This window comes from Pseudomonas sp. BP01 (assembly GCF_022760795.1).
GTDB classification, from domain to species: Bacteria; Pseudomonadota; Gammaproteobacteria; order Pseudomonadales; family Pseudomonadaceae; genus Aquipseudomonas; species Aquipseudomonas putida_Q.
On record NZ_JAFBKA010000002.1, the window covers coordinates 99,278 to 120,816 of the forward strand.

Sequence of the window (21,539 nt, forward strand, 5' to 3'; positions counted from 1 at the left end):
CCATGTATCAACCAAGTGCAAAGGCTGCGCAGATCATCGAAGCGATCGAGGGTTTCGTCCGTGACCAGGTTCGCCCGCTGGAGCAGCAGGCGAACCTGGACTGGGCGCGCCCGCACCCGCAGGCGGTGCTGCGGCAGGTATGGAAGCGTTCAAGCGAACAAGGCCTGTACACCATCATGTTGCCCGAGAGCATGGGTGGGGCCGGCCTGAACGTGGCCGACCTGTGCGCGGTGAAAGAAGCGACGGTGCTGACAGGCTCCATGCTGGCCCCGCATGTGCTGGGGGAGCTGTCTGGGCCGCCGCGGGTCGGCCACCTGTTCAAGGTGGCCAGCCCCTACCAGGTCGAGACCTTCCTGAAGCCCGTGTGCCGCGCTGAAAAAGCCGTGTGCTTTGCGCTGACCGAAGCCGAGGCCGGTTCGGATGCGACCGCCATTCGTACCCAGGCGCGCCGTGACGGTGACCACTATGTGCTCAGCGGCAGCAAGCGCTATATCTCCGGGGCCACCTACGCCGACTTGGCGGTGCTGCTGGCAGTGACCGGGCCAGGGCAGGGCGCCCCGGGTATTTCGGCGTTCTTCGTCGACCTCAAGGCCCCGGGCGTACGTATCGAGAGCGATTATTCGGTGATGTCCGGCGGGGGTGCCCATGGCGATATCGTGCTCGACAATGTACGCGTGCCAGCGGCCAACCTGATTGGTGAAGAAGGGCAGGGGTTCAAGCTGGCCATGGGGCGCATCACCCTCAACCGCCTGCTGCATTGCCCGACCCTGCTGGGGATGGCCGGCCTGGCCCTGAACCTGTCGATCGAGCATGCGCGCAGCCGCAAGCAGTTCGGCCAGCCAATCGCCATGTTCCAGGCGGTGAACCACATGATCGCCGACATGGCCACCGAGCTGCACGCTGCGCGCAGCATGGTCTACGCCACGGCCCAGGTGAGCGACGCCGGCGGCGATATCCGTACCCAGGCGCCGATGTGCAAGCTGTTCGTCTCCGAGGCGGCCTTCCGCATCGCTGACAAGGCGGTGCAGGTGCATGGCGGCGCCGGGCTGATGCAGGGCCACCCGGTGGAGTGGGTTTTCCGCGCTACGCGGATGATGCGTATCCTCACCGGCACCAGCGAGATCCAGCGCAACACCATCGCCAAAGGCGTGCTGATGCCTGCATGACCATCGGGCCGCCCCTGCGGCGGCCTTTTGGCAACACCTACAACAATAACAAGAGTACTCGCCATGACTGCGGATTCTTCCCTGCCCAACCCCCGTACTGCCTGGCTGGTGGCGGCGCTGCTGGCCCTGCTGATGCTGGTCAACTTTCTCGACAAGGTGGTGATCGGCCTGGTGGCGGTGCCGATGAGCGCCGAGTTGGGCCTGACGGCCACCCAGTTCGGCCTGATCGGCGGTGCCCTGCACTGGTTTTTCGCGATCTCCGCCGTGGTCGGTGGCTTCATGGCCAACCGGCGCCCCACCCGCACCTTGCTGTTGGGCATGGGCCTGTTCTGGGCGCTGATCCAGCTGCCGATGCTGTTTGCCACCTCACTGTGGGCCATCGTGGCGTGCCGGGTGTTGTTGGGCATCGGCGAGGGGCCGGCATCGCCTGTGGCCACCCATGCGCTGTACAAGTGGTTCCCCAACGATCGGCGCAACCTGCCGGTGGCCCTGCTGCATGCTGGCAGTGCCATGGGGCTGCTGGTGGCCGGTGCGATGATCCCCTGGGTCAGCCTGCATTACGGCTGGCGCAGCAATTTCATCATCCTTGCGCTGATCGGCCTGGTCTGGTGCCTGCTGTGGTGGCGGCTGGGCCAGGAGGGCACCCTGGAGCGCCTGCGCAGCAGCCAGCTCAAGGCCGATGAGCCGGCAATCCCTTATCGCCGGCTGCTGGGCGACGCCAGTGTGCTGGGCAACTACCTGTGCCACTTCGCTGCCAATTGGTCGTTGGCGCTGACCCTTACCTGGGTACCCAGTTACCTGCAAGTGGGCCTGGGTATCGACCCGCTGCAGACCGGGCGCATCTTCGTCATGTTCGTGGTCGTGACCACACCGCTGAGCTTGCTGCTGGCCTGGTTCTCCCAGCGCCTGATGCGTCGCGGCCTGCCTTCACGGGTGGCACGCGGTGTGTTCGTTTCAGTGTGCCTGGTGCTGGGCGGGCTGTTGTCGGCGTCGCTGATCCTGCCTGGGCTGAGCACCGCCGTGCGGGTTGCCTCGCTGACCTTGAGTGGTGGGCTAGCGTTGGTCATGTATTCCGTGGGGCCGGCGATGCTTGCGGAGTTCACCCCAGCGGCCCAGCGCGGCGGCATCCTCGCCATGGGCAACGGCATCGCCTCGCTGGCCGGGCTGGCAGCGCCGGTGGTGACCGGCTTGCTGGTGCAGGGCGCGGGTGCCGAACACCCGGCGGGCTATGCCCAGGGGTTCCTGGTATGCGGCGCGGTGCTGGTGGTGGCCGGGCTGGTCGGCCTGGCCACCTTGAACCCGCAGCGCACCCGACAACGCCTGCGCGAGTCGGCTGCAAGGGACGGGCAGGTGCGCGCTCAGACTGCCAGCTGAACGCCCAGGACGGCCTCCAGCGGTTCGGGCTCTTTGCCGATCAGTTCGCCGCGCCAGCGGCCGCTGTTGACCAGGTCGATCAGCACGCCGCGCACCAGGTCGCGCAGGCAACCGGCGGCGAACGACAAGGGTTTGTGCTGGGAGTGCGCCAGGGCGATGGTGCGGCTGATGCGCGGTTCGACGATGCGCCGCGCCGCCGTGGGTTCGAGCAGTTCGCTCAGCGGCGGCCAGTTGCTGATGGTCGCCGCCAGGCCGGCACGCACCAGGCTGGCGATGCCGGGCGCCGATTGTTGTTCGTAAGCTGCGGTCAATGGCACCCCGGCCTCCATGGCGGCTTGCTCGATGCGCCGGCGCAGGTGCAGCGCGCGGGGCGGCAGCACCAGCCGGGTGGCGGCGGCTTCGGCCAGGGTGATGGTGTCGGGTGTGCCCGCTGCTGATGCGCCGACCCAGTACAGCGCCTCGGTGAAGATCGGCTCGGCCTCGACATGGTCGAGTTCCTCGGCATTGGGCACCACGCCAAAGTCCACCTTGCCCAGTTCGATGGCCTGGCCGCCTTCGCGGCTGAGGCCGTCCCACACCGTCAGGGTCACGCCCGGGAAGCGCTGTTCGGCGCGCCTGACGATTTCCGGCAGCAGCAGGTCGGCCGCGGTGGCCGGAATGGAAATGGCTACGTGGCCCTTGGGGTCGCCGCGGCTGGATTTCAGCTCGTCCTTCACCGAGTCCAGTTTCTGCACCACCTGGCGGGCCACCTCGTAAAGCTGGCGCCCGGCATCGGTCAGGGCAATGCCGTCGTGCTGGCGGTCAAGCAGCTGCATTTCCAGTTCACTTTCCAGCAGGCTGATCTGCCTGCTCAGCGCCGGCTGGGCAATGTAGGCGCGGCGTGAAGCCGAAGAGAAGCTGCCGGCTTCGACGATGGCGATCAGGTAGCGGAGCTGTTTCAGGGTCATCGGAGCGGTTCCAAGGGTATGCCGAACTGATATGGCACGTATCCGAACACGTTATTTGTGGGGTTCGAAGCGCGGCTCCTAGTATCACCCCGAAAGGGCGGGCCAAGGCAAGCCCGGCCAGGACAACACAACAACAAGAGGCCAAGCCCGATGAAACCTGTCGCCCTGCTACGCAGTATTCTGCTTATCAACGCCAGCCTGCTGGCCCTGCATGTCGCGGCCACGCCGCTGCTTCCAGACCTGACGCCGGTGGGGGCTGAACGCGGGCCCAGCAGCGACGGCCGCATTCCGGCCTGGCGCGGGGGGCTTGCAAGCGGGGCAGGTGTCGCTGGCGGTCAACGGCACGCCGCTGGACCCGTACGCCGATGAGCAGCCGCTGTACGTCATCACGGCGCAGAACTACGGGCAGTACCGTGAGCAACTGACGGCGGGGCAGGTGGCCTTGATCCAGCGCTACCCCAAGACGTTTCGCCTGCCGGTGTATCCGTCGCACCGCAGTGTCGCGGTACCGCCTCAGGTGGGCGAATGGGCCCGGCACAATGCTGCCAGCGCTCGCCTGGTCAATGACGGCAACGGCGTGGAAGGCTTTAACGGCGTGCTGGCATTCCCCAGGCCCGACAACGGCCTGCAGGTGCTGTGGAACCACCTCACCCGGCCACGCAACGGCAGTTTCAGCCTGGCTTCGGACAGCATCACGCCGCGTGGCGATGGGCGCTTTGCCACGATGAGCCTGCAACAGACGTTTGCCCGTCCCGATGTGCTTGACGATGGCCAGACGGGTAACGTGCTGTACTACCTGAGCTACCGCATGACCTCGCCGTCGCGCCTGGCGGGCGATGCCGTGGTGCTGCACGAAACCCTGGATCAGGTTGCGCAGCCGCGCCTGTCGTGGCTGTACAGCAGCAGCCAGCGGCGGGTGCGGCGCGCCCCGGCGCTGGCCTATGACAGCATCACCCCGGGCACGGCCGGCCTGCGCACCGCCGACAGCCGCGACATGTTCAATGGTGCACCAGACCTCTACCAGTGGACCCTGGTGGGCAAGAAGGCCCTGCACGTGCCGTACAACAGCTATCGCCTGGCATCGCCACTGCTCGGTTATGCCGCGCTGATCGGGCCGGGCCACGTCAACCCGCAACCCACCCGCTACGAGCTGCACCGGGTGTGGGAAGTGGTGGGCACCCTCAAGCCTGGGGCGAAGCATATCTATGCCAGCCGCCGCTACTACCTGGACGAGGACAGCTGGGCCATCGTCGAGGCGGACTTCTTCGATCACCAGGGGCAGTTGTGGCGCACTGCTCAGGCGCACAGCTACTACCACGTCACCGGGCAGGCGCTGGTCAATGCCATGGAGGCGATCTATGACCTGCGCAGTGGCCGCTATCAGCTGTCGGGCCTGACCAACGAGCAGCCAAGGCCGTACGCTTTCGATGTGCGCACCAGTGCTTCGTACTTCTCACCCGGCGCATTGCGCAGCCAAGGGCTGCGCTGACACAGGACCCCCGATGAATTCCGATCACCGTCACAGCCCTTGGGAGCGCTGGTTGCTGGGGCAGGGCAAGGCGCCCGACCCGCGTTTCACCCTGGCCAATGAACGCACCTTTCTTGCCTGGATCCGCACCGCCCTGGCGTTGCTCGGCGGCGCCATTGCCATCGAAACCTTCGCCGCCCATAGCTGGCCCACGTCGGGGCGGGTGGCGATGGAGCTGGCGTTGCTGGCCACCAGCTTGCTGGTGAGCCTGGGCGCCGGCTGGCGCTGGCTGGCGGTGGAACGCGCACTGCGCCGCGAGGCGCCATTGCCGCTGCCCCGCCTGGTGCCGCTGCTGAGCGTGGCGTGCGGGCTTGCCTGTGTGGCGCTGGTGGGCCTGCTATGGGCGCGTTGGCATGGCTGAACCCACGGGCGACACCGGGCTGCAGGCCGAACGTACGGTGCTGGCCTGGCGGCGCACGCAGGTTGCATTGCTGCTGGTCGCCTGCCTGGCGTGGCGTGGCGAAATGCCGGTGGTTGCTGGCATGGCGGTGCTGCTGGCACTGCTTGGCCGGGCCCGTGAACGCGGCGTCTACCGCCGTGGTTTGGGCATGCTGCGCCGCGAGCAGGGCCACGCCGCCGCCTGGAGCGTGCCGCTGTGTACGTTGGGGGTGGCGGGCCTGGTGCTGGGCGTGTGGTTGCGCCGCTCGTTCTAGAGCGGCGCTGCGGGTGCTTCAGGGGGTGACGATATTGAAGCGCCCATCCGGCTCGTCCAGCCCGGCCATGAAGCGCATGAACTTCAGGCGCTCGCCGCTGATGTTGATATCCCCAAGGGTCGCTTCCTTGAGAAAGCCGGTCTGCTTCAGGGCGATGCGGTCGAGGGTGGCCTTGCTCATGTTCACCTCGACATCCGCCTGCCCGTGGCGGGTGAGGTCGCGGTGGGTGAGCACACCGTTGCGCAGGGTGAGGGCGTAGTCTTCGTTCAGGTCGGTAAAGTGCCAGTTGATGGTCAGGTCCTGCTCGGCGGCCTTGGCGGCATCCACGCGTACCCCCAGGTAGTCGAAGAACAGCGTCGGGGTCAGGGCGCGCACCAGGTCGTCGGCGCTGCCGCCCTTGCTTGCGGCTGGGGCCACGCCGTTGCGCAGCTCTTGCGCACCGGTCAGGTAGGCGTTGCGCCAAGTGGCGTTCTCGCTCTGGTAGCCCAGTTGCTCCAAGGCGTCGGCTTGCAGCTCGCGCGCCGCGCTGTTGTCGGGCTGAGCGAACACCAGGTGCCGGGTGAGCTCGGCAACCCAGCGGTAGTCGCCATTGCCGTAAGCCTCACGGGCCAGTGTCAGCACCCGTTCGGCACCGCCCAGGGCCTTGACGTAATGGGCCCCGGCGTCGGCAGGCGGCAATGGGTTGAGGGTTGCCGGGTTGCCGTCGTAAAAGCCCATATAGCGTTGATACACCGCCCGCACGTTGTGGCTGAGCGAGCCATAGTAGTCGCGGCTGTACCATTTGCTGGCCAGCCGTGGCGGCAAGGTGGTCAGTTCGGCGGCGATTTCGGTGGGGCCAAGGCCGCGATTGATCAGGCGCAGCGTCTGGCTGTCGATGAAGGCATACATGTCGCGCTGATCGGCCAGGTAATCGCGGATCGCAGCCCCGCCCCAGGTGGGCCAGTGGTGCTGGGCAAACACCACTTCGGCTTGCTGGCCATAGCGCAACAGCGACTGGTCCAGGTAGTGCGCCCACACCTTGGCATCGCGCACCTGGGCGCCGCGCAGCGTCAGCACATTGTGCTGCACGTGGGAGGCGTTTTCGGCCATGCACAAGGCTTTGAACCGGGGGAACCACAGGTTCATTTCAGCAGGTGCTTCGGTGCCAGGTGTGAGCTGGAACTCGATATCGACACCATCGATGCGCAGGGTCTCGAAGGGTTTTTCGATCAGCCGGGTCGGGGCGATCAGGCTGACCGTGGCATTGGCCGGCACTCCCTTGCCCAGGCCGGCATCCACCTGGCCGCGTGGCCCGCGTGGCAACGGCGCGCCGTACATGTACTGCGCACGGCGCTTCATCGCCGGCCCGGCCAGCACGTTTTCGCTGATGGCATGCTCGAAGAACCCCTGCGGGGCGATGACCTGCACCTTGCCGGCCTTGACCTCGGCCTCGTCGATCACCCCACGCACACCGCCGAAGTGATCGACGTGCGGGTGGGTATAGATCACCGCCACCACCGGCCGCTGCGGGCGATGGCGGAAGTACATCGCCAACCCGGCCCGGGCGGTTTCCACTGACAGCAGCGGGTCCATCACGATCAGGCCGTGCTCGCCTTCGATGAGGGTCATGTTGGCCAGGTCCAGGCCGCGCACCTGGTAGATGCCGTCGGTGACCTTGAACAACCCGGCAATGGTATTGAGCTGCGCGATGCGCCACAGGCTCGGGTTGACCGTGGCCGGTGCCTCGCCCGTGAGGAAGGCGTAGCGCTGCAGGTCCCAGACCGTTTTGCCATCAGCATTGACCACGGCCTGGTCGGCGGCTTCAAGCAGGCCGCGGCGGGCATTGTCGAAATCGCTGCGGTCAGCGAAGGGCAGGCGCTGCAACCAATGCTGATTGCTCTGGCGGGTGAGGTCGGTGGCGTCCTTGGCGGGGCCTTCGGCCAGCGCCGCGTAGGGCAGGGCCAGGGCCAGCAGGCAGGGCAGTGTGCGTAGGCGCATGGGGTGATCCTTGTTGTTCTGAGGGCGAACACTCTAAGGACAGAGCTCATTGGCGAACCAATACCACTCTTGCATGGCCACCCATGCCCAAATGCGATGGCTCAGCTGGTGCCAATCTCCATGATGCGCGCCACCAGCCAGGCCAGTGCCGGGTCGTGCTGGCGGTGGGCAAGGTACACCAGCTCCAGCTGGAACGGCTGCAGGGCGAACGGCAGGTCCAATACCTGCAGCGGCAGCAGCCGGGCGAAATGGCGCGCCAGTGCGGTGGGCAGCACCACGCACAGGTCGGAGCTTGCGGCCAGGTGCGCGGCCTGCAGGTAATTGGGCGTGGTGTAGACGATGCGACGGGCCAGGCCCTGTTCACCCAGCCACTGGTCAACCATGCCGCGGGTCTGACCGCCGTGCACCCACAGGTGGCGCAGGCCCAGGAAGGCTTGCAGGTCGAGCGCGCCATCCACTTCGGGGTGGCCCTGGCGCACCGCCACGTGCAGGGTTTCGCTGCGCCAGTGGCGCCGCTCGTAGCGCGCGGGGACATCATCGAAGCGCCCCAGCACCAGGTCGAGTTCGCCTCGGTCCAGGGCTTCGGCCGGCAGGTTGGGCGTCAGGTGCAGCACGTCCACGCGCAAATGCGGCGCGTGGGTCTGCAAGGTGGCCAGCAACCCGGGCATGCACAGCTGCTCGGCGAAGTCGGTGAGGGCGATACGCAACTGGCGGTGGCTGAGCTGCGGGTCGAAGCTGTCGCCGGCGCCGAGGGTTTGCTCGATCTGTTGCAGCGCCGCGCGGATCGGGCCTTCCAGGGCCAAGGCGCGCGGGGTGGGGCGCATGCGCCGGCCCACGCGCACCAGCAGCGGGTCGCCGAGCAGGTCGCGCAGGCGCGCCAAGGCATTGCTCACCGTCGGCTGGGTCAGGGCCAGGCGCTCGGCGGCGCGGGAAACGTTCTGTTCACGCAGCAGCATGTCCAGTACGCGCAGCAGGTTGAGGTCGAAGTTGGCTATATTCATGCAAAAAATACATGGGATGGAAAATGAGAATTTCAAAAATAGTAGGCGCCTGACTAGGGTGAGGGCAATGCCTTCATAACAGTCATCAGGAGCGTCACCCGTGAGTACTCCCTATAACATTCAGCTGGCGGCGGTGATCGGTGCCGGCACCATGGGCCGCGGCATAGTCATCAGCCTGGCCCGTGCCGGCCTTCCGGTGCTGTGGCTGGACAACGACCCGCGTGCTACCGAAGCCGGCCTGGCGATGCTTGCGCAGACCTGGGCACAGCAGGTGGCCAAGGGGCGTATCGACCAGGCCGGGGCCGACGCCTGCCTGGCGCGGGTGCGCCAGGTTACGGCCTATGCCGACCTCGCCGAAGCCGACCTGGTGATCGAAGCGGTGTACGAGAACCTTGCGCTCAAGCAGGACATCTTCCGCACCCTGGACAGCACGCTCAAAGCCGAAGCCATCCTGGCCAGCAACACTTCGGCACTGGACATCGATGCCATCGCTGCCGTGACCCGTCGGCCCGAACAGGTGCTGGGGCTGCATTTTTTCAGCCCGGCCCATGTGATGAAGTTGTTGGAAGTGGTGCGTGGGGAGCGCACCTCGCCCGCAGTGCTCGATGCGGCCCAGGCCCTGGGGCAGCGCATGGGCAAGGAAGTGGTGGTGGCCGGCAACTGCCCGGGCTTCATCGGCAACCGCATGCTCGCCACCTATGCGGCCGAGGCGCGCAAGCTGCTGCTTGAAGGCGCCACGCCGCGGCAGGTGGACGAGGCGCTGCAGGCATTCGGCATGGCCATGGGCCCGTTCCGCATGTATGACGTGGTGGGCGTCGACCTGGAGTGGCGGGCGCGCCAGCTGGCCGGTAAAGCCATGGATGCGCCATTGCTGCAGGTCGACAATGCCCTGTGCGCGCTGGGGCGTTTCGGGCAAAAAGCCGGCCACGGCTACTACCGTTACGCCCCCGGCAGCCGCGAGGCCATGCACGACCCCGAGGTCGATGCACTGGTGCTCAAGGTCGCTCAGGACCTGGGCGTGCACCGGCGGGTGATCGACGACGAGGAAATCCGTGAGCGCTGCCTGCTGGCCCTGGTCAACGAAGGGGCGAAGATTCTCGAGGCGTCGGTGGCCAGCTGCAGCGCCGACATCGACCGGGTGTACCTGCATGGCTATGGCTTCCCGGTAGAGGTCGGTGGGCCGATGCGCTGGGCCGACCAGCAGGGGGTGAGCCTGCTGCTGGCGCGGCTGGAACGCCTGCAAGGCCTGTTCGGTGAACATTGGCGCCCGGCCGGGCTGCTGATGCGCCTGGTGGCTGGGGGCAAGCAGCTGGCCGATGTGCGCGAGGGCCGCGCATGAACTACCGAGCCCCCCTGCGTGACATGCACTTCGTCCTGCACGAACTGTTCGATGTGACGGCGCACTGTGCCCGCCTGGGCAACGAGCTGGACCGCGAAACCATTGATGGCATCCTCGAACAAGGCGCACGGTTTGCCGGCGAGGTGGTTGCGCCGCTTAACCGCCAGGGCGATGAGCAGGGCTGCCGCCTGGAGCAAGGCACTGTGCGCACCCCTGATGGCTTTCGCCGGGCCTACCGGCAATATGTGGAGCAGGGCTGGGGTGGCATGACCGGCCCCGTGGAGCACCATGGCCAGGGCCTGCCGCAAATGGTCGCGGCGTGCTTTCACGAAATGCTGATGGGCGCGTCCCTGTCGTTTCGGATCTATTCCGGCCTGACCGAGGGCGCCGTGCTGGCCTTGCATCGGCATGGCAGCGCAGCGCTCAAGCGCGATTACCTCGGCAAACTGGTCAGCGGCGAATGGGCCGGCACCATGTGCCTGACCGAGCCACAGGCCGGCACCGACCTCGCGCTGCTGCGCACCCGCGCCGAGCCGCAAGGCGATGGCAGCTACCGCATCAGCGGCAGCAAGATCTTCATCAGCGGCGGCGACCAGGACCTGACCGACAACATCGTCCACCTGGTGCTGGCGCGCCTGCCGGATGCGCCGGCCGGTGTGCGTGGCATCAGCCTGTTTCTGGTGCCCAAGTTCGAATGCACCGGTAGCGGTGGGCGAGGCGCGCGCAACGCCGTCGAATGCGGTGCGCTCGAGCACAAGATGGGCATCAAGGGTGCAGCGACCTGCGTGATGAACTTCGAGGGCGCCCGCGGCTGGCTGGTGGGTGAGGCCAACCAGGGCCTGGCCTGCATGTTCACCATGATGAACGATGCGCGGTTTCAGGTTGGCCTGCAGGGGCTGGGCATCGCCGAGGCGGCCTTCCAGGGTGGCCTGGCCTATGCCCGCGAGCGCTTGCAGTCGCGCAGCCTGGCTGGGCCGGTGGCACCCGAGCGCAATGCCGACCCGATCATCTGCCACCCGGACGTGCGGCGCATGCTGCTGACCCAGAAAACCCTTAGCGAGGGCTGCCGCATGCTGGCGGCCTTTGCAGCGCAAGCGCTGGATCAGGAGCACGGTGCCCCGCAGTCAGACGTGCAAGCGGCCGCCGGGCGGCGGGCGGCGTTGCTGATCCCCATCGTCAAAGCCTTCCTCACCGATGTCGGCCAGGAGGTCGCCAGCCTGGGGGTGCAGCTGTACGGGGGGCATGGCTATATCCGCGAATGGGGCATGGAGCAGCTGATGCGCGACAGCCGTATCACCCAGTTGTACGAAGGCACCAACGGCATCCAGGCGCTGGACCTGATCCGCCGCAAGGTGCTTGGCGATGGTGGCGAGCAGTTGCGCCTGCTCATCGATGAGTTGCTCGAAGCGGCTCGCGGCTGCGCTGCCGACGAGCTGGCCGGGATGGCCCAGGCGGTCGTCCAGCGCCTGCAGGAATGGCGCAACCTGAGCGCCGAGGTGGTCGATGCCTGCCGCTGTGACCCGCAGGAAATCGGTGCAGTGTCGGTGGACTTCCTTGCCTACTCGGGCTACGTGCTGCTGGCCGCGCTGTGGCTGCGCGCTGGCGTAACGGCCAGCGCGGCACTGGCCGCAGGCAGCGCAGACAGTGCCTTCTACCAAGCCAAGCTGCACGCCGCAGGCTTCTACTGGCGGCGGGTATTGCCGCGCGCAAATGCCCACTGCGAGGCGTTGCGCGGCGGCGCACAGTGCCTGATGAGCCTGGATGAAGCGCACTTCGCCTTCTGACCCTGCCCAGCTGTTCACCCACAACAACAAGAGGAACATGAGCATGCAGCCTTTCAGTTTTGCCACCCCCCCTCATCTGCTGTGCGAACCCGGTGCCGCCGGGCGCCTGGCGCAGCTGTGCCAGCAACGCGGCGTGCGCCGTGTGCTGATCGTGACCGACCCGGGCATTGTCAACCTGGGCATGCTCGATGATTTACTGCCAGGGTTCACCCAGGCTCACCTGAGCGTGGCGATCTTCGGTGAGGTCAGCGCCGACCCCAGCCATGCCTGCGTGCTGGCGGCGGTGGGCCGGGCGCGGCATATCGGCGCCGAGCTGATCGTCGGTTTCGGTGGCGGCAGCTCCATGGATGTCGCCAAGCTGGTGGCGCTGCTGGCACACCCCGCCTGTGACCAGACCCTGGAGGCGGTCTATGGCATCGACCAGGCCAAGGGCCAGCGCCTGCCACTGATCCAGGTGCCGACCACCGCCGGGACCGGCTCCGAGGTCACCCCGGTCGCCGTGATCACCACCGGCGAGGCGGCCAAGATGGCGGTCATTTCGCCGCTGTTGCTGCCCGACCTGGCGCTGCTCGACGCCGAGCGCACCCTGGGCCTGCCACCGGCGATCACTGCCGCCACCGGTATCGATGCCATGGTCCATGCCATCGAGGCCACCACCAGCCGGTTCAAGCGCAACCCGATGTCCAGCCTGTTGGCCCGCGAAGCGTTGGTGCTGCTGGCCGGCAACCTCGACCAGGCGGTACACAACGGTGGCAACCTGGCGGCGCGCCAGGCCATGCTGCTGGGCGCCTGCCTGGCCGGGCAGGCATTTGCCAACGCGCCGGTGGCGGCGGTGCATGCGCTGGCTTACCCGCTGGGGGCGCGCTACCACGTGCCGCACGGGCTGGCCAATGCGCTGGTGCTGCCCCACGTGATGCGCTTCAACCGGCGCGAGGCGTTCGCCGACTATGCGGCATTGGCGCCGGCGCTGCTGGGCGAGCGCCTGGTGCCTGGCGACCCCCATGACCTGTGCAGCCAGTTCATCGATGAGCTTGCGCAGCTGGCGCCACGCTGCGGCCTGCCCGGCCGGCTGCGTGATGTCGGTGTACCGCGGCACAGCCTGCCGCGGCTGGCCGAGGATGCCCTGCAACAGCAACGGCTGCTGGTCAACAACCCGCGCAAGGTCACCCTTGCCGATGCCCTGGCCCTCTACCAGGCGGCGTTCTGACCATGGCCAGGGAGCGCCCGCTGCGCGGCGCCTACCGCCACTTCCAGCCGATCACCACGCGCTGGCATGACAACGACCTGTATGGGCATGTGAACAACGTCGTCTATTACGGGTTTTTCGACAGTGCCGTGAATACCTGGCTGATCGAACATGCCGGCCTGGATATCCACCACGACCCGGTGGTGGCGTATGTGGCCGGTTCCGCCTGCGACTATTTTGCCGCCGTTGCCTTCCCGCAACGCATCGAAGTGGGCATCGCCGTCGAGCGTCTGGGCAACAGTTCGGTGCACTACGCGCTGGCCGTGTTCGTCGAGGGCGAACCTGAAGCCTGCGCGGCCGGCCGTTTCACCCACGTTTTCGTCGACCGTCGCGACAACCGCCCGGTCGCCATCCCCGCCAGGCTGCGCAGCGTTCTCGGCAGCCTGATCGCGTCGCCCGACCCATCCAGCCATAACGAACCGGCATGGCATTGATCCGAAGACGCTATTTGTGAGGGGCGTTCAACCTGCCTGATACTTCTGATCACCGACACCGCCGGCTTGGGCGGCCGGCGCGTCCGCGCTGAACCCATCATTTCCCTCTCTAATAAAACAACAAGAGGTTAAGAGTGAGCGCAACCCTACTTTTCTGCCGGCGCCGCGCGCCGCTGGCGGCACTGTGCTGCCTGCTCGCCACCCCGGTGGCGGGCGTGCAATTCGACGTTGGCCCGTTACAGGGGCGTTTCGACTCGGCCCTGTCGTTCGGCAGCGCAGTCAGCACCGCCAACCCCGACAAACAGCAGTTGCAGGCGGCCAATGGCAACGACGGGCGACGCAACTACCGGGCGGGCGATGTGTTCTCGGCGATTTTCAAAGGCACACACGACCTGGAGCTGCGGCGCGACAACCTCGGTGTGTTCCTGCGCGGCAGCTACTGGTACGACACCGCGCAGCGTGACCACAGCCAGCGCGCAGTCGATATCGACGACCACGATCGCCAGGTATCGGCGAAAACCGCAGGCGCGGAGCTGCTCGATGCCTTCGCCTATGCCCTCTACGACATCGACGGCGAGCCCGGTTCGCTGCGCCTGGGCAAACAGGTTGTCAATTGGGGGGAAAGCCTGTTCATCCAGGGCGGGCTGAACGTGATCAACCCTTTCAACCAGGCGGCGCTGCGTCGGCCAGGCTCCGAGGTGAAAGACGCCCTGGCGCCGGTCAACCTGGTGTATGTCACGCAAAACCTCAACCAGGCGCTGTCTTTCGACGCCTTTTACCAGCTGGACTGGGAACAGGCCCGGCTGGACAACTGCGCAACGTTCTTTTCCGGCAACGACTTCATGCCCGAGGGCTGCCGGGGCCTGGATGTCGGCGGGCAGATGGTCACCAACCCGGCCGTTTCGCAGGCCCTGGCCCCGTTCGGTGTGACGCTGACGGAGGAGGGCGTGCGGGTGCCCCGGGGCGCCGACCAGGATCCGCGCAATGGCGGCCAATGGGGTTTTTCGCTGCACTGGTACGTCGAACGGCTGGATACCGAGTTCGGCCTGTTCGCCGCCAACTACCACAGCCGCTCCCCCTACCTGGGCACGGTCAGCAGCCGCTACTACGGCAATACGGGTTTTGCCAGGGAGCTGTGCGGCAATGTCGGTGTGGCGCTGGCCAACTGCGGCGCCTTCCTGGCTTCCAGCAATGGGCAGACCCTGGCCGGTGCATTGCGCATGGGCACTTCCCGGTACCTGGCGCAATACCCGGAGGACATCCGCCTGTACGGCCTCACCTTCGCCACCACCCTGCGCAACGGTACCGCCGTGCAAGGGGAGGTGAGCTATCGGCCGAACATGCCGGTACAACTCAACGGCAACGATGTGTTGCAGTCGTTGCTCAATGCCCCCGGCCGCAGCCCGCTGAACGCCGATGGCCTGCGCCCGGCAACCGACAGCACGCCGTTCGACGGTTACCGGCGCAAACAGGTTACCCAGGCCCAGGTGTCGGCCGTGCAGGCGTTCAGCCAGGTCATGGGCGCCAACCAGCTGCTGCTGATGGGTGAGGTGGGTGCCACCTATGTCGGTGGGCTGGAGGGGCGTTTCGGGGCCCGGTATGGCCGCTCCGGTGCCTATGGCAACGGCGAACTGGCCGACAACAGCCTGTGCCTGGCGATTTCGAAAAGCCCGGGCGACTGCAACGGCGAGGGTTTTGTCACGCCTTTCTCGTGGGGGTACCGGCTGCGCGCGACCTGGAGCTACCCGAACCTTGTCCAGGGCCTGGACATTCGCCCCAGCCTGGCCTGGGCCCATGACGTCAAAGGTTACTCACCCGCTGACGGCTCGGCCTTCAACGAAGGCTCGCGCTCCATCAGCCTGGGCGTGGACGTCAGCTTGGCCACTCAGTACTGGGCAAGCCTGGCCTACACCGATTACCTCGACGGCGATTACGGCACCCGCGGCGACCGCGATTATGTCGCGTTCAGTGTGGGTGCCAATTTCTAGTACAACCAAGGAGCACGACAATGTCCAAGCGCAGCATGCAGCCATCATCCGCCAACCTGCCCGGCATCGCCCTGATACTGGCCGGTGCGCTGGCACCAGGGCTGGCGGTCGGGGCACCGACCGGGCAGGGCGTGATGCAGGGGTTCCCACCAGCACCGGAATTGCGCGTCAACCAGGCCAACGCCTTTCAGCCACCGTACTTGCGCTGGTCCATGCGCCACGCCCGCGAGGTGTCGCCCACCCGTGGCATCGGCCGCTCGGCCACGCCGCTGGTTTTGGCCGAAGGCAGCGCGGCGGCGCTCGACCAACTGGCCTTCAGCGCCGGCGACCAGCCGTTGACCCTGGCCGGTTACCTGCAGCAAACCAGCACCGACGGCTTGATCGTGCTGCATCAGGGCAAGGTGGTGTATGAGCATTATCTGGAAGGGTTCCAACCCGGCCAGGCGCATATCTGGGCGTCAATGACCAAGTCGGTCACCGGCCTGATCGCCGCCCAGTTGATCGCCGAAGGTGCGCTGGACCCGCAGCGCACACTGGCGCATTACGTGCCGGAACTGCGCGGCACGCCGTTCGGCGAGGCGACGGTGCAGGCCAACCTGGACATGCAGGTGGCGGTGGAGTACCCACCACAGATGCCGCCGGACCTCGGCCTGTTTGCAGCCACCGGCCTGATACCGCGGCGCGAGGGCATGCCAGGGGATATCTACAGCTTCCTCCAGCAGGTGCAGCAGGCGCCGCACGCGGGTAGCCAGGCGCCGTTCTTCTACCAGAACGGCTCACCGGAAGCGCTGGCATGGGCGTTGCGGCGCATTACCGGGCTCAACTGGGCGCAACTGGTCGAGCAGCGTTTGTGGTCACGCTTCGCCGAGGACGATGCCTACGTGCAGGTCGACCCGCTAGGCACCGAAATGGCCAGTGGCGGCATCAGCTGCAACCTGCGGGACACCGCCCGCTTCGCCGAGCTGGTGCGCCGCGAACTGGCCCGCGATGCCAAGGGCGACAGCTTCAACCAGGCGGTGCACAGCACATTCCAGCCTGCGGACCCGGCGGTGTTCGCCAACGGCAACCTCGGCCCCGGTCGCCCTGGTTACGGCTACCGCAATTACTGGTACCAGAAGAACGACGGTGACGGTTCGGTCGAGGCCAGTGGGCGCTTCGGTCAGAAAATCTATATCAACCCCCGCCGCGAAGTGGTGATCGTGAAGCTGTCAGCAACGGCCGATCAGGCCCGGCGCGCCACCCGCGCCGACGGCGAGGTAAAAGCCCCTGCGCGCGTCGTGGACTCGCCCGCTGCGTTCAACAGTATGGTGGGTGCGGTGCTGGCGGCCCTGCCGGGTTAAAGTGTCTTTACTGCGATTGAACCTGGCATCGTGACTGGAGGCGTTGCAATGACAAAGGCCGTTGTGAAATCCCGCTTCGAAGCAACGCTTCTTCGTCCGGCAAACCCTGGGAATGAGTCGTCATGGGCATTCGTGGTCCTGCCAAAAGAGGCGAGTGCACAGCTTCCCAGGCGAGGAAGAACGACAGTTGAAGGCACATTGAATGGATACCCTTTCCAGGCAACCCTTGAACCGGATGGTCAACTGAGCCATTGGCTGCAGATCAGCTCTACGTTACTCGAAGCTGCAAATGCTGCCATTGGCGACATCGTTACACTGGAGTTGAGCCCTGTGCTGAAGGAGCCCGAACCTGGCATCCCTCCCGATTTCCAGGAGGCCCTTGCAGCCACGCCTGAGGCTCGTCTGGTCTGGACCAATACGACGACCCTCGCACGAGTAGACTGGATACACTGGATCACGTCAGCCAAGCAGGCCCAGACGCGCGCAAAACGAATAGCCAATGCATGCGATATGCTTGCCTCCGGCAAGAAGCACGTTTGCTGTTTCGACCCGTCTGGTTACTACAGCAAGGCCTTCCGTGCGCCTGAGGCGCAAGATTGATCAACGCCGCCGCGGAAAGGAATCCTGAAGCACCAAGGGTCAAGCATCCCATCCAACATGGCTCGATAGCGGCAAGCATTCTCATGGATCGAAAAGCAAACCCGTCATCCACCTCTGACTGGGTCATACGCAGCACTACGCCTGGCAGCGTGGAGCGCATCGAAGCCTGGTTTGGTGGCCATGGCTACGACCCGCATCGTCATGACACATACTCGATAGGCCGTACCCTTGCCGGTGTTCAGAGCTTTCACTACAAGGGGGCGCTGTGCCACGGCGTGCCAGGCAACACCCTTGTGCTGCACCCGGATGAAGTACATGACGGCATGGCCGGCACGGAGGTGGGCTTTCGCTACCGTATGGCCTACATCGACCCGTCGTTGATCCAGAACGTGCTCGGGGGCGAACCGTTGCCTTTCATCGCCGGCGGGCTCTCCTGCGACCCGCGTTTGTACCGCGCCAGCGAGGCGTTCGTACAAGCCTTGGACCATCCTCTGGAAACACTGGAGGAGCAGGACGCCGTGTATGACCTGGCAATGGCGCTGCGTGCCGTCGGCGGTAAGCCACGTGGCCGCAAACGCCTGGACTACCGCAGCGCCGAGCGTGCCAGAGCGTTCATCATGGAGCATCTGCACGTAGGCATCACGCTGGAGATGCTCGAACAGGCCAGCGGGCGTGAGCAATGGAGCTTGTCGCGGGACTTTCGCGCCCTGTACGGCACCAGCCCTTACCGTTTTGTCACGCTACGGCGCCTGGATTGTTTTCGCAGACTGATCCTGGATGGCTTCACCCTGGTCGATGCCGCCCTCGCCGCAGGCTTTCACGATCAAAGCCACATGACCCGGCACTTCACTCGCACCTACGGCGTGCCGCCTCTGCGTTGGCTGGAACGCTTGCGTGCTGTTCGCTGAGTTGCAGGATCGTACAAGAAAGGCGTGTTTCCCATTCGATAGGCTGGTCGCTCCAACTAGAGAGGATCTGCCATGTCCGGCATACATCAGCAATGCGTACCGCAGCCTGTGAACCTGACCCAAAAAGCTTCGCTTATCGAGCAACAGTGGAGTCCACGGGTGGTCGCGGAAATGAACGACTACCAATTCAAGGTGGTTCGCATCGAAGGTGAATTCATTTGGCACTCGCACCCCGAGACCGATGAAGCGTTTCTGGTACTCGAAGGCCTCTTGCGCATCGATCTCCCAGAGGGCTGCGTGCATGTGAAGCCGGGCGAGCTGTATGTGGTGCCGCGTGGGGTAGAGCACAGAACAGCGGCAGAGACGGAGACGAAACTCATGATGATCGAGCCGCGAGGTGTTTTGAATACCGGTCATGAAGGCGGGGAGCGAACGGCTGTGAATGACGTCTGGATCTGAGTTGACGTCGGTAATAATCGGCTAGCTTCCTTAAGGTTTGAAGCGGACACCTAACCGGGATGGAGGGGCCGCTTCGCGACCCTCGCGACCGACTGCTTTGGACCCATTGCGGTCCTTCACGAGCGACGTGGGCTGCAGTTTCCGTTTCCCGGGCTCACAGTTCAGTATGCGGCGTTGTTCAGCCGCTGAAGTTCAAGTTGCTTGGCAGCACTGGCTTCAAGGTTTGCACGCTCTTCATCCAGGTACCGATAAATGCTTTGCAGGTTGACGATCTTCTGCTCGATCTCTGCCATTTTTTTTTCAATTAGCCTGGCGCCGTCAGCACAGTCAATCAGCTTGTTCCGCTGTGCATTCAGAATCTCGCCAATTTCACCAAGGGAAAACCCCATGCTTTGCGCGCGCTGGATAAAGTCCAGATCTTGCAGCGTTTGCTCAGTGTAAAGGCGATAGTTGTTAGTTTGCCGCAGCGGTGAAATCAGGCCAATGTGTTCGTAGTAACGCAGCGTATGGCGGCTGGCGCCGCTGCGGGCCTCGAGTTCGCCGATTTTCATGACAATACCGCTTGACCTTAGAGTTGGGTCGATAGTTTACGCTTTATTCCTTACCTTGAACAAGGAACAGGGAAATGAGCGTGGAGTGCTTTGTCACAGGCGGGACTGGCTTTATCGGCCAACATCTGGTGGCGAACCTGAGTGCAAAAGGTCACACCATCAGGGTGTTGATGCGTCGCCCAGCGCAATTGGCTGCACTGCGGGAGCAAGTCGATAATCTGGGAGGGTGCGCCAGCCGGGTGTTTGCCGTAGCTGGCGACTTGGAACAGGACAACCTCGGGCTGAGTCCTGCTAACCGAGAAGTGCTAAGGCACGCCAGCGTCATATTCCATCTAGGCGCCCACTTTGCCTGGGGGCTTTCAATGGAGCATTCTCGTGCGGTAAATGTGGAAGGAGCAAAGCGCGTGGCGCTTCTGGCGGCAGAGCAAAAAAGCCGCTTTTTGATGATCGGCGGCTACATGCTGAAAAATCATGAACATCTGCAGCGCATCGGAATTGATCCTCGTCGTCCGGAGTTGACGAACTGGCCTGCCGTCTATCGACGTGTTGGTGGTTACGAGGGAAGCAAGCTGGAGGCGCATTTTGCGACCTTGGCGCTCATGTCCGCCAAGGGTGGGCAGATTACCGTTGTCCATCCTGCAACGGTCTGTGGCCACAGCCGCACGGGGCATATTCTAGAGGGTCAGCCACTGGTGGGGCTGATACGCAACCTCGTGCAGGGAAAGCTCACTGCTGTACCCGGTACCGCCAAGCACTGGCTGCCACTGGTCACCGTCGATTATCTGGCGGAGCTGGTGGCAGTTTGTGCTTTTGACCCCGCCATGGTGGGCCAGGAATTGCTGGCACTTGATGACCACACCCCAAACTTGCGAGAGCTCCTGATGCAGGTTGCACAACCGTTGGGGTTAACGTCTCCCAAGCATCACATTCCACTCCGGTTACTGAAGCTGCTACTGGCTATTCCTCCCGTCGCGTCGTTTTTGCACACAAAACCCGAAGCCTTGGACTTTATCCAGACCACGCGTTTTGATACAGCGGCGGTCGAGCAATTTGCAAACCGGCATAAAATAGCCAAACCGGATATCCGTCAGTCTTTGCAGCGCACTGCAGCGTTCGTAAATTCCCATTGCATCGCCACAGGCTAGCCCGCTGCCTTCTCCCTTGGCGACTACAAGAAGGCGACTGACAGGCAGTTTGGCGGGCGGCGTATATCACAATAACGATTGGGCGTTTTTGCGGGAAAGCCTTCTCAACCTTTGTGCCGTCGATACAGGACGGAATTCTATCGACCGATAATTTAGCGACAGGGATCGCCAGCAATGCAATCAACTTTCGGCAAAGGCGTCATATTTGCACTTTCCGCTGCAGCACTGAACGCTACGATCGGGGGGCACTGATGATCGTCGGCCTGTGCTTCTCCAATGAACTGATGCGCTTGGGCGGCAAAGCCTGCGCCCCTTCCACTTCGTAAGCCATACTTGTGCCAGCGTTGTCGCTTTGCCTGAACCACCAATGCTTCAACCCTGGGGGCCTGGCAGGTAGGGCAGCAGTCGCTCGGTTTCTTTCTTCACCACCGCGTAGCATTCGCAGCTCAGCATTTCTAGCCGTACCCGGTCCAGTACCCTGATCTGCCCGCGGTTGTATTCGATCACCCCCAGGCGCTGCAACTTGCCGGCGGCGTCGGTCACACCCTCGCGGCGCACGCCGAGCATGTTGGCGATCAGTTCCTGGGTCATGCACAGGCGGTCGCCCGGCAGGCGGTCGAGTGACAACAGCAACCAGCGGCACAATTGCTGGTCGATGGAGTGATGGCGATTGCACACCGCTGTTTGTGCCATCTGGGTGATCAGTGCCTGGGTGTACCGCAGCATCAAAGTCATCAACTCGCCATGGCGGTTGAACTCGTCCTTGATCTTTTGCACGGGCAGACGGTAGGCATGCCCGGCGCTTTGCACGATGGCCCGGCTGGGGGTGCTTTCGCCGCCCATGAACACGGCGATGCCAACCAGCCCTTCGTTACCAACCACCGAAATTTCGGCCGAGGCGCCGTTTTCCATCACATACAGCAGCGACACGATGGCATCGACCGGGAAGTGGACGTGGCACAGGGTGTCGCCGGACTCGTACAGCGCCTTGCCCAAGGGCAGGTTGACGTGCTCCAGGTCCGGCGCCAACCTGCTGAACGCCTCTGGCGACAGGGCAGCCAGCAAGTGGTTGTTTTGGGGTTTTACCGTGTGTTGCATG

General features: G+C 64.7%; 19 protein-coding genes and 1 pseudogene. 15 read left to right on the plus strand and 5 right to left on the minus strand.

What is annotated here, in order from left to right; genetic code table 11:
* The first annotated feature begins 2 nt into the window (after window positions 1-2).
* A complete protein-coding gene (locus JOY50_RS02585; RefSeq protein WP_243054714.1) occupies window positions 3-1,166 on the plus strand; it encodes an acyl-CoA dehydrogenase family protein in 1,164 nt (387 codons plus the stop codon).
* A 63-nt stretch (window positions 1,167-1,229) separates the two neighbouring features.
* Window positions 1,230-2,540, plus strand: a complete 1,311-nt coding sequence (locus JOY50_RS02590) for an MFS transporter (RefSeq protein ID WP_243054715.1) — start codon at window positions 1,230-1,232, stop codon at window positions 2,538-2,540.
* Here JOY50_RS02590 and JOY50_RS02595 read toward each other — a convergent pair.
* Window positions 2,525-3,487 carry a LysR family transcriptional regulator gene (locus JOY50_RS02595; protein WP_019472166.1) on the minus strand — a complete coding sequence of 321 codons (963 nt, stop codon included), beginning with the start codon at window positions 3,485-3,487 and terminating at the stop codon, window positions 2,525-2,527. The two genes, JOY50_RS02590 and JOY50_RS02595, sit on opposite strands and share 16 nt — an antisense overlap.
* Before the next feature lie 150 nt (window positions 3,488-3,637).
* Here JOY50_RS02595 and JOY50_RS02600 point away from each other — a divergent pair.
* The 3 genes and pseudogenes from JOY50_RS02600 (at window position 3,638) to JOY50_RS02610 (ending at window position 5,668) form a co-directional block, all read left to right on the plus strand.
* Window positions 3,638-4,976: pseudogene (locus tag JOY50_RS02600) on the plus strand (DUF1329 domain-containing protein).
* Window positions 4,977-4,989: 13 nt separating this feature from the next.
* Window positions 4,990-5,376 (plus strand): YidH family protein, encoded by a 387-nt coding sequence (locus JOY50_RS02605; RefSeq protein ID WP_243054716.1) that lies wholly within the window; start codon window positions 4,990-4,992, stop codon window positions 5,374-5,376.
* Entirely contained in the window at window positions 5,369-5,668 is a 300-nt protein-coding gene (locus JOY50_RS02610) for a DUF202 domain-containing protein (RefSeq protein ID WP_019472163.1), read from the plus strand. Before JOY50_RS02605 ends, JOY50_RS02610 begins: the two co-directional genes overlap by 8 nt.
* Window positions 5,669-5,686: 18 nt before the next feature.
* Here JOY50_RS02610 and JOY50_RS02615 read toward each other — a convergent pair whose 3' ends face one another.
* Both JOY50_RS02615 and JOY50_RS02620 read right to left on the minus strand, forming a co-directional pair.
* Window positions 5,687-7,645 (minus strand): alkyl/aryl-sulfatase, encoded by a 1,959-nt coding sequence (locus tag JOY50_RS02615; RefSeq protein ID WP_243054717.1) that lies wholly within the window; start codon window positions 7,643-7,645, stop codon window positions 5,687-5,689.
* Window positions 7,646-7,746: 101 nt separating this feature from the next.
* The gene (locus tag JOY50_RS02620; RefSeq protein ID WP_243054718.1) at window positions 7,747-8,646 is read right to left on the minus strand and encodes a LysR family transcriptional regulator; all 900 of its coding nucleotides are present in this window, start codon (window positions 8,644-8,646) and stop codon (window positions 7,747-7,749) included.
* Window positions 8,647-8,746: 100 nt separating this feature from the next.
* Here JOY50_RS02620 and JOY50_RS02625 point away from each other — a divergent pair, with 100 nt between their 5' ends.
* The 9 genes from JOY50_RS02625 to JOY50_RS02665 all read left to right on the plus strand — a co-directional run bounded on the left by JOY50_RS02625 (window position 8,747) and on the right by JOY50_RS02665 (window position 18,744).
* Window positions 8,747-9,985, plus strand: coding sequence for a 3-hydroxyacyl-CoA dehydrogenase (locus tag JOY50_RS02625; protein WP_243054719.1), 1,239 nt, complete (start codon window positions 8,747-8,749; stop codon window positions 9,983-9,985).
* Window positions 9,982-11,769, plus strand: a complete 1,788-nt coding sequence (locus JOY50_RS02630; RefSeq protein ID WP_243054720.1) for an acyl-CoA dehydrogenase C-terminal domain-containing protein — start codon at window positions 9,982-9,984, stop codon at window positions 11,767-11,769. The genes JOY50_RS02625 and JOY50_RS02630 overlap by 4 nt, the downstream gene beginning before the upstream one ends.
* A gap of 43 nt (window positions 11,770-11,812) precedes the next feature.
* Window positions 11,813-12,976, plus strand: a complete 1,164-nt coding sequence (locus tag JOY50_RS02635; protein WP_243054721.1) for an iron-containing alcohol dehydrogenase — start codon at window positions 11,813-11,815, stop codon at window positions 12,974-12,976.
* Window positions 12,977-12,978: 2 nt separating this feature from the next.
* Window positions 12,979-13,449 carry a thioesterase family protein gene (locus JOY50_RS02640; protein WP_243054722.1) on the plus strand — a complete coding sequence of 157 codons (471 nt, stop codon included), beginning with the start codon at window positions 12,979-12,981 and terminating at the stop codon, window positions 13,447-13,449.
* 134 nt (window positions 13,450-13,583) lie between these two features.
* A complete protein-coding gene (locus tag JOY50_RS02645) occupies window positions 13,584-15,437 on the plus strand; it encodes a DUF1302 domain-containing protein (RefSeq protein ID WP_243054723.1) in 1,854 nt (617 codons plus the stop codon).
* A gap of 20 nt (window positions 15,438-15,457) precedes the next feature.
* Window positions 15,458-16,777, plus strand: a complete 1,320-nt coding sequence (locus JOY50_RS02650; RefSeq protein ID WP_243054724.1) for a serine hydrolase — start codon at window positions 15,458-15,460, stop codon at window positions 16,775-16,777.
* Window positions 16,778-16,825: 48 nt separating this feature from the next.
* On the plus strand, window positions 16,826-17,377 hold the full coding sequence (locus tag JOY50_RS02655) for a YdeI/OmpD-associated family protein (protein ID WP_243054725.1): 552 nt from the start codon (window positions 16,826-16,828) through the stop codon (window positions 17,375-17,377).
* Between the two features lie 83 nt (window positions 17,378-17,460).
* Entirely contained in the window at window positions 17,461-18,285 is an 825-nt protein-coding gene (locus JOY50_RS02660; protein WP_243054726.1) for an AraC family transcriptional regulator, read from the plus strand.
* A gap of 72 nt (window positions 18,286-18,357) precedes the next feature.
* Window positions 18,358-18,744: a cupin domain-containing protein gene (locus JOY50_RS02665; RefSeq protein ID WP_016486135.1), complete on the plus strand. Its 387-nt coding sequence runs from the start codon at window positions 18,358-18,360 to the stop codon at window positions 18,742-18,744.
* 161 nt (window positions 18,745-18,905) lie between these two features.
* Here the strand turns inward: JOY50_RS02665 and JOY50_RS02670 are convergent, their stop codons facing one another.
* Window positions 18,906-19,295: a MerR family transcriptional regulator gene (locus JOY50_RS02670; RefSeq protein WP_243054727.1), complete on the minus strand. Its 390-nt coding sequence runs from the start codon at window positions 19,293-19,295 to the stop codon at window positions 18,906-18,908.
* Window positions 19,296-19,369: 74 nt separating this feature from the next.
* Between JOY50_RS02670 and JOY50_RS02675 the strand changes: the two genes are divergently transcribed.
* Window positions 19,370-20,440, plus strand: a complete 1,071-nt coding sequence (locus JOY50_RS02675) for an SDR family oxidoreductase (RefSeq protein WP_243054728.1) — start codon at window positions 19,370-19,372, stop codon at window positions 20,438-20,440.
* Window positions 20,441-20,812: 372 nt separating this feature from the next.
* Here the strand turns inward: JOY50_RS02675 and JOY50_RS02680 are convergent, their stop codons facing one another.
* Window positions 20,813-21,538, minus strand: a complete 726-nt coding sequence (locus tag JOY50_RS02680) for a Crp/Fnr family transcriptional regulator (RefSeq protein ID WP_243054729.1) — start codon at window positions 21,536-21,538, stop codon at window positions 20,813-20,815.
* Window position 21,539: the final 1 nt, after the last annotated feature.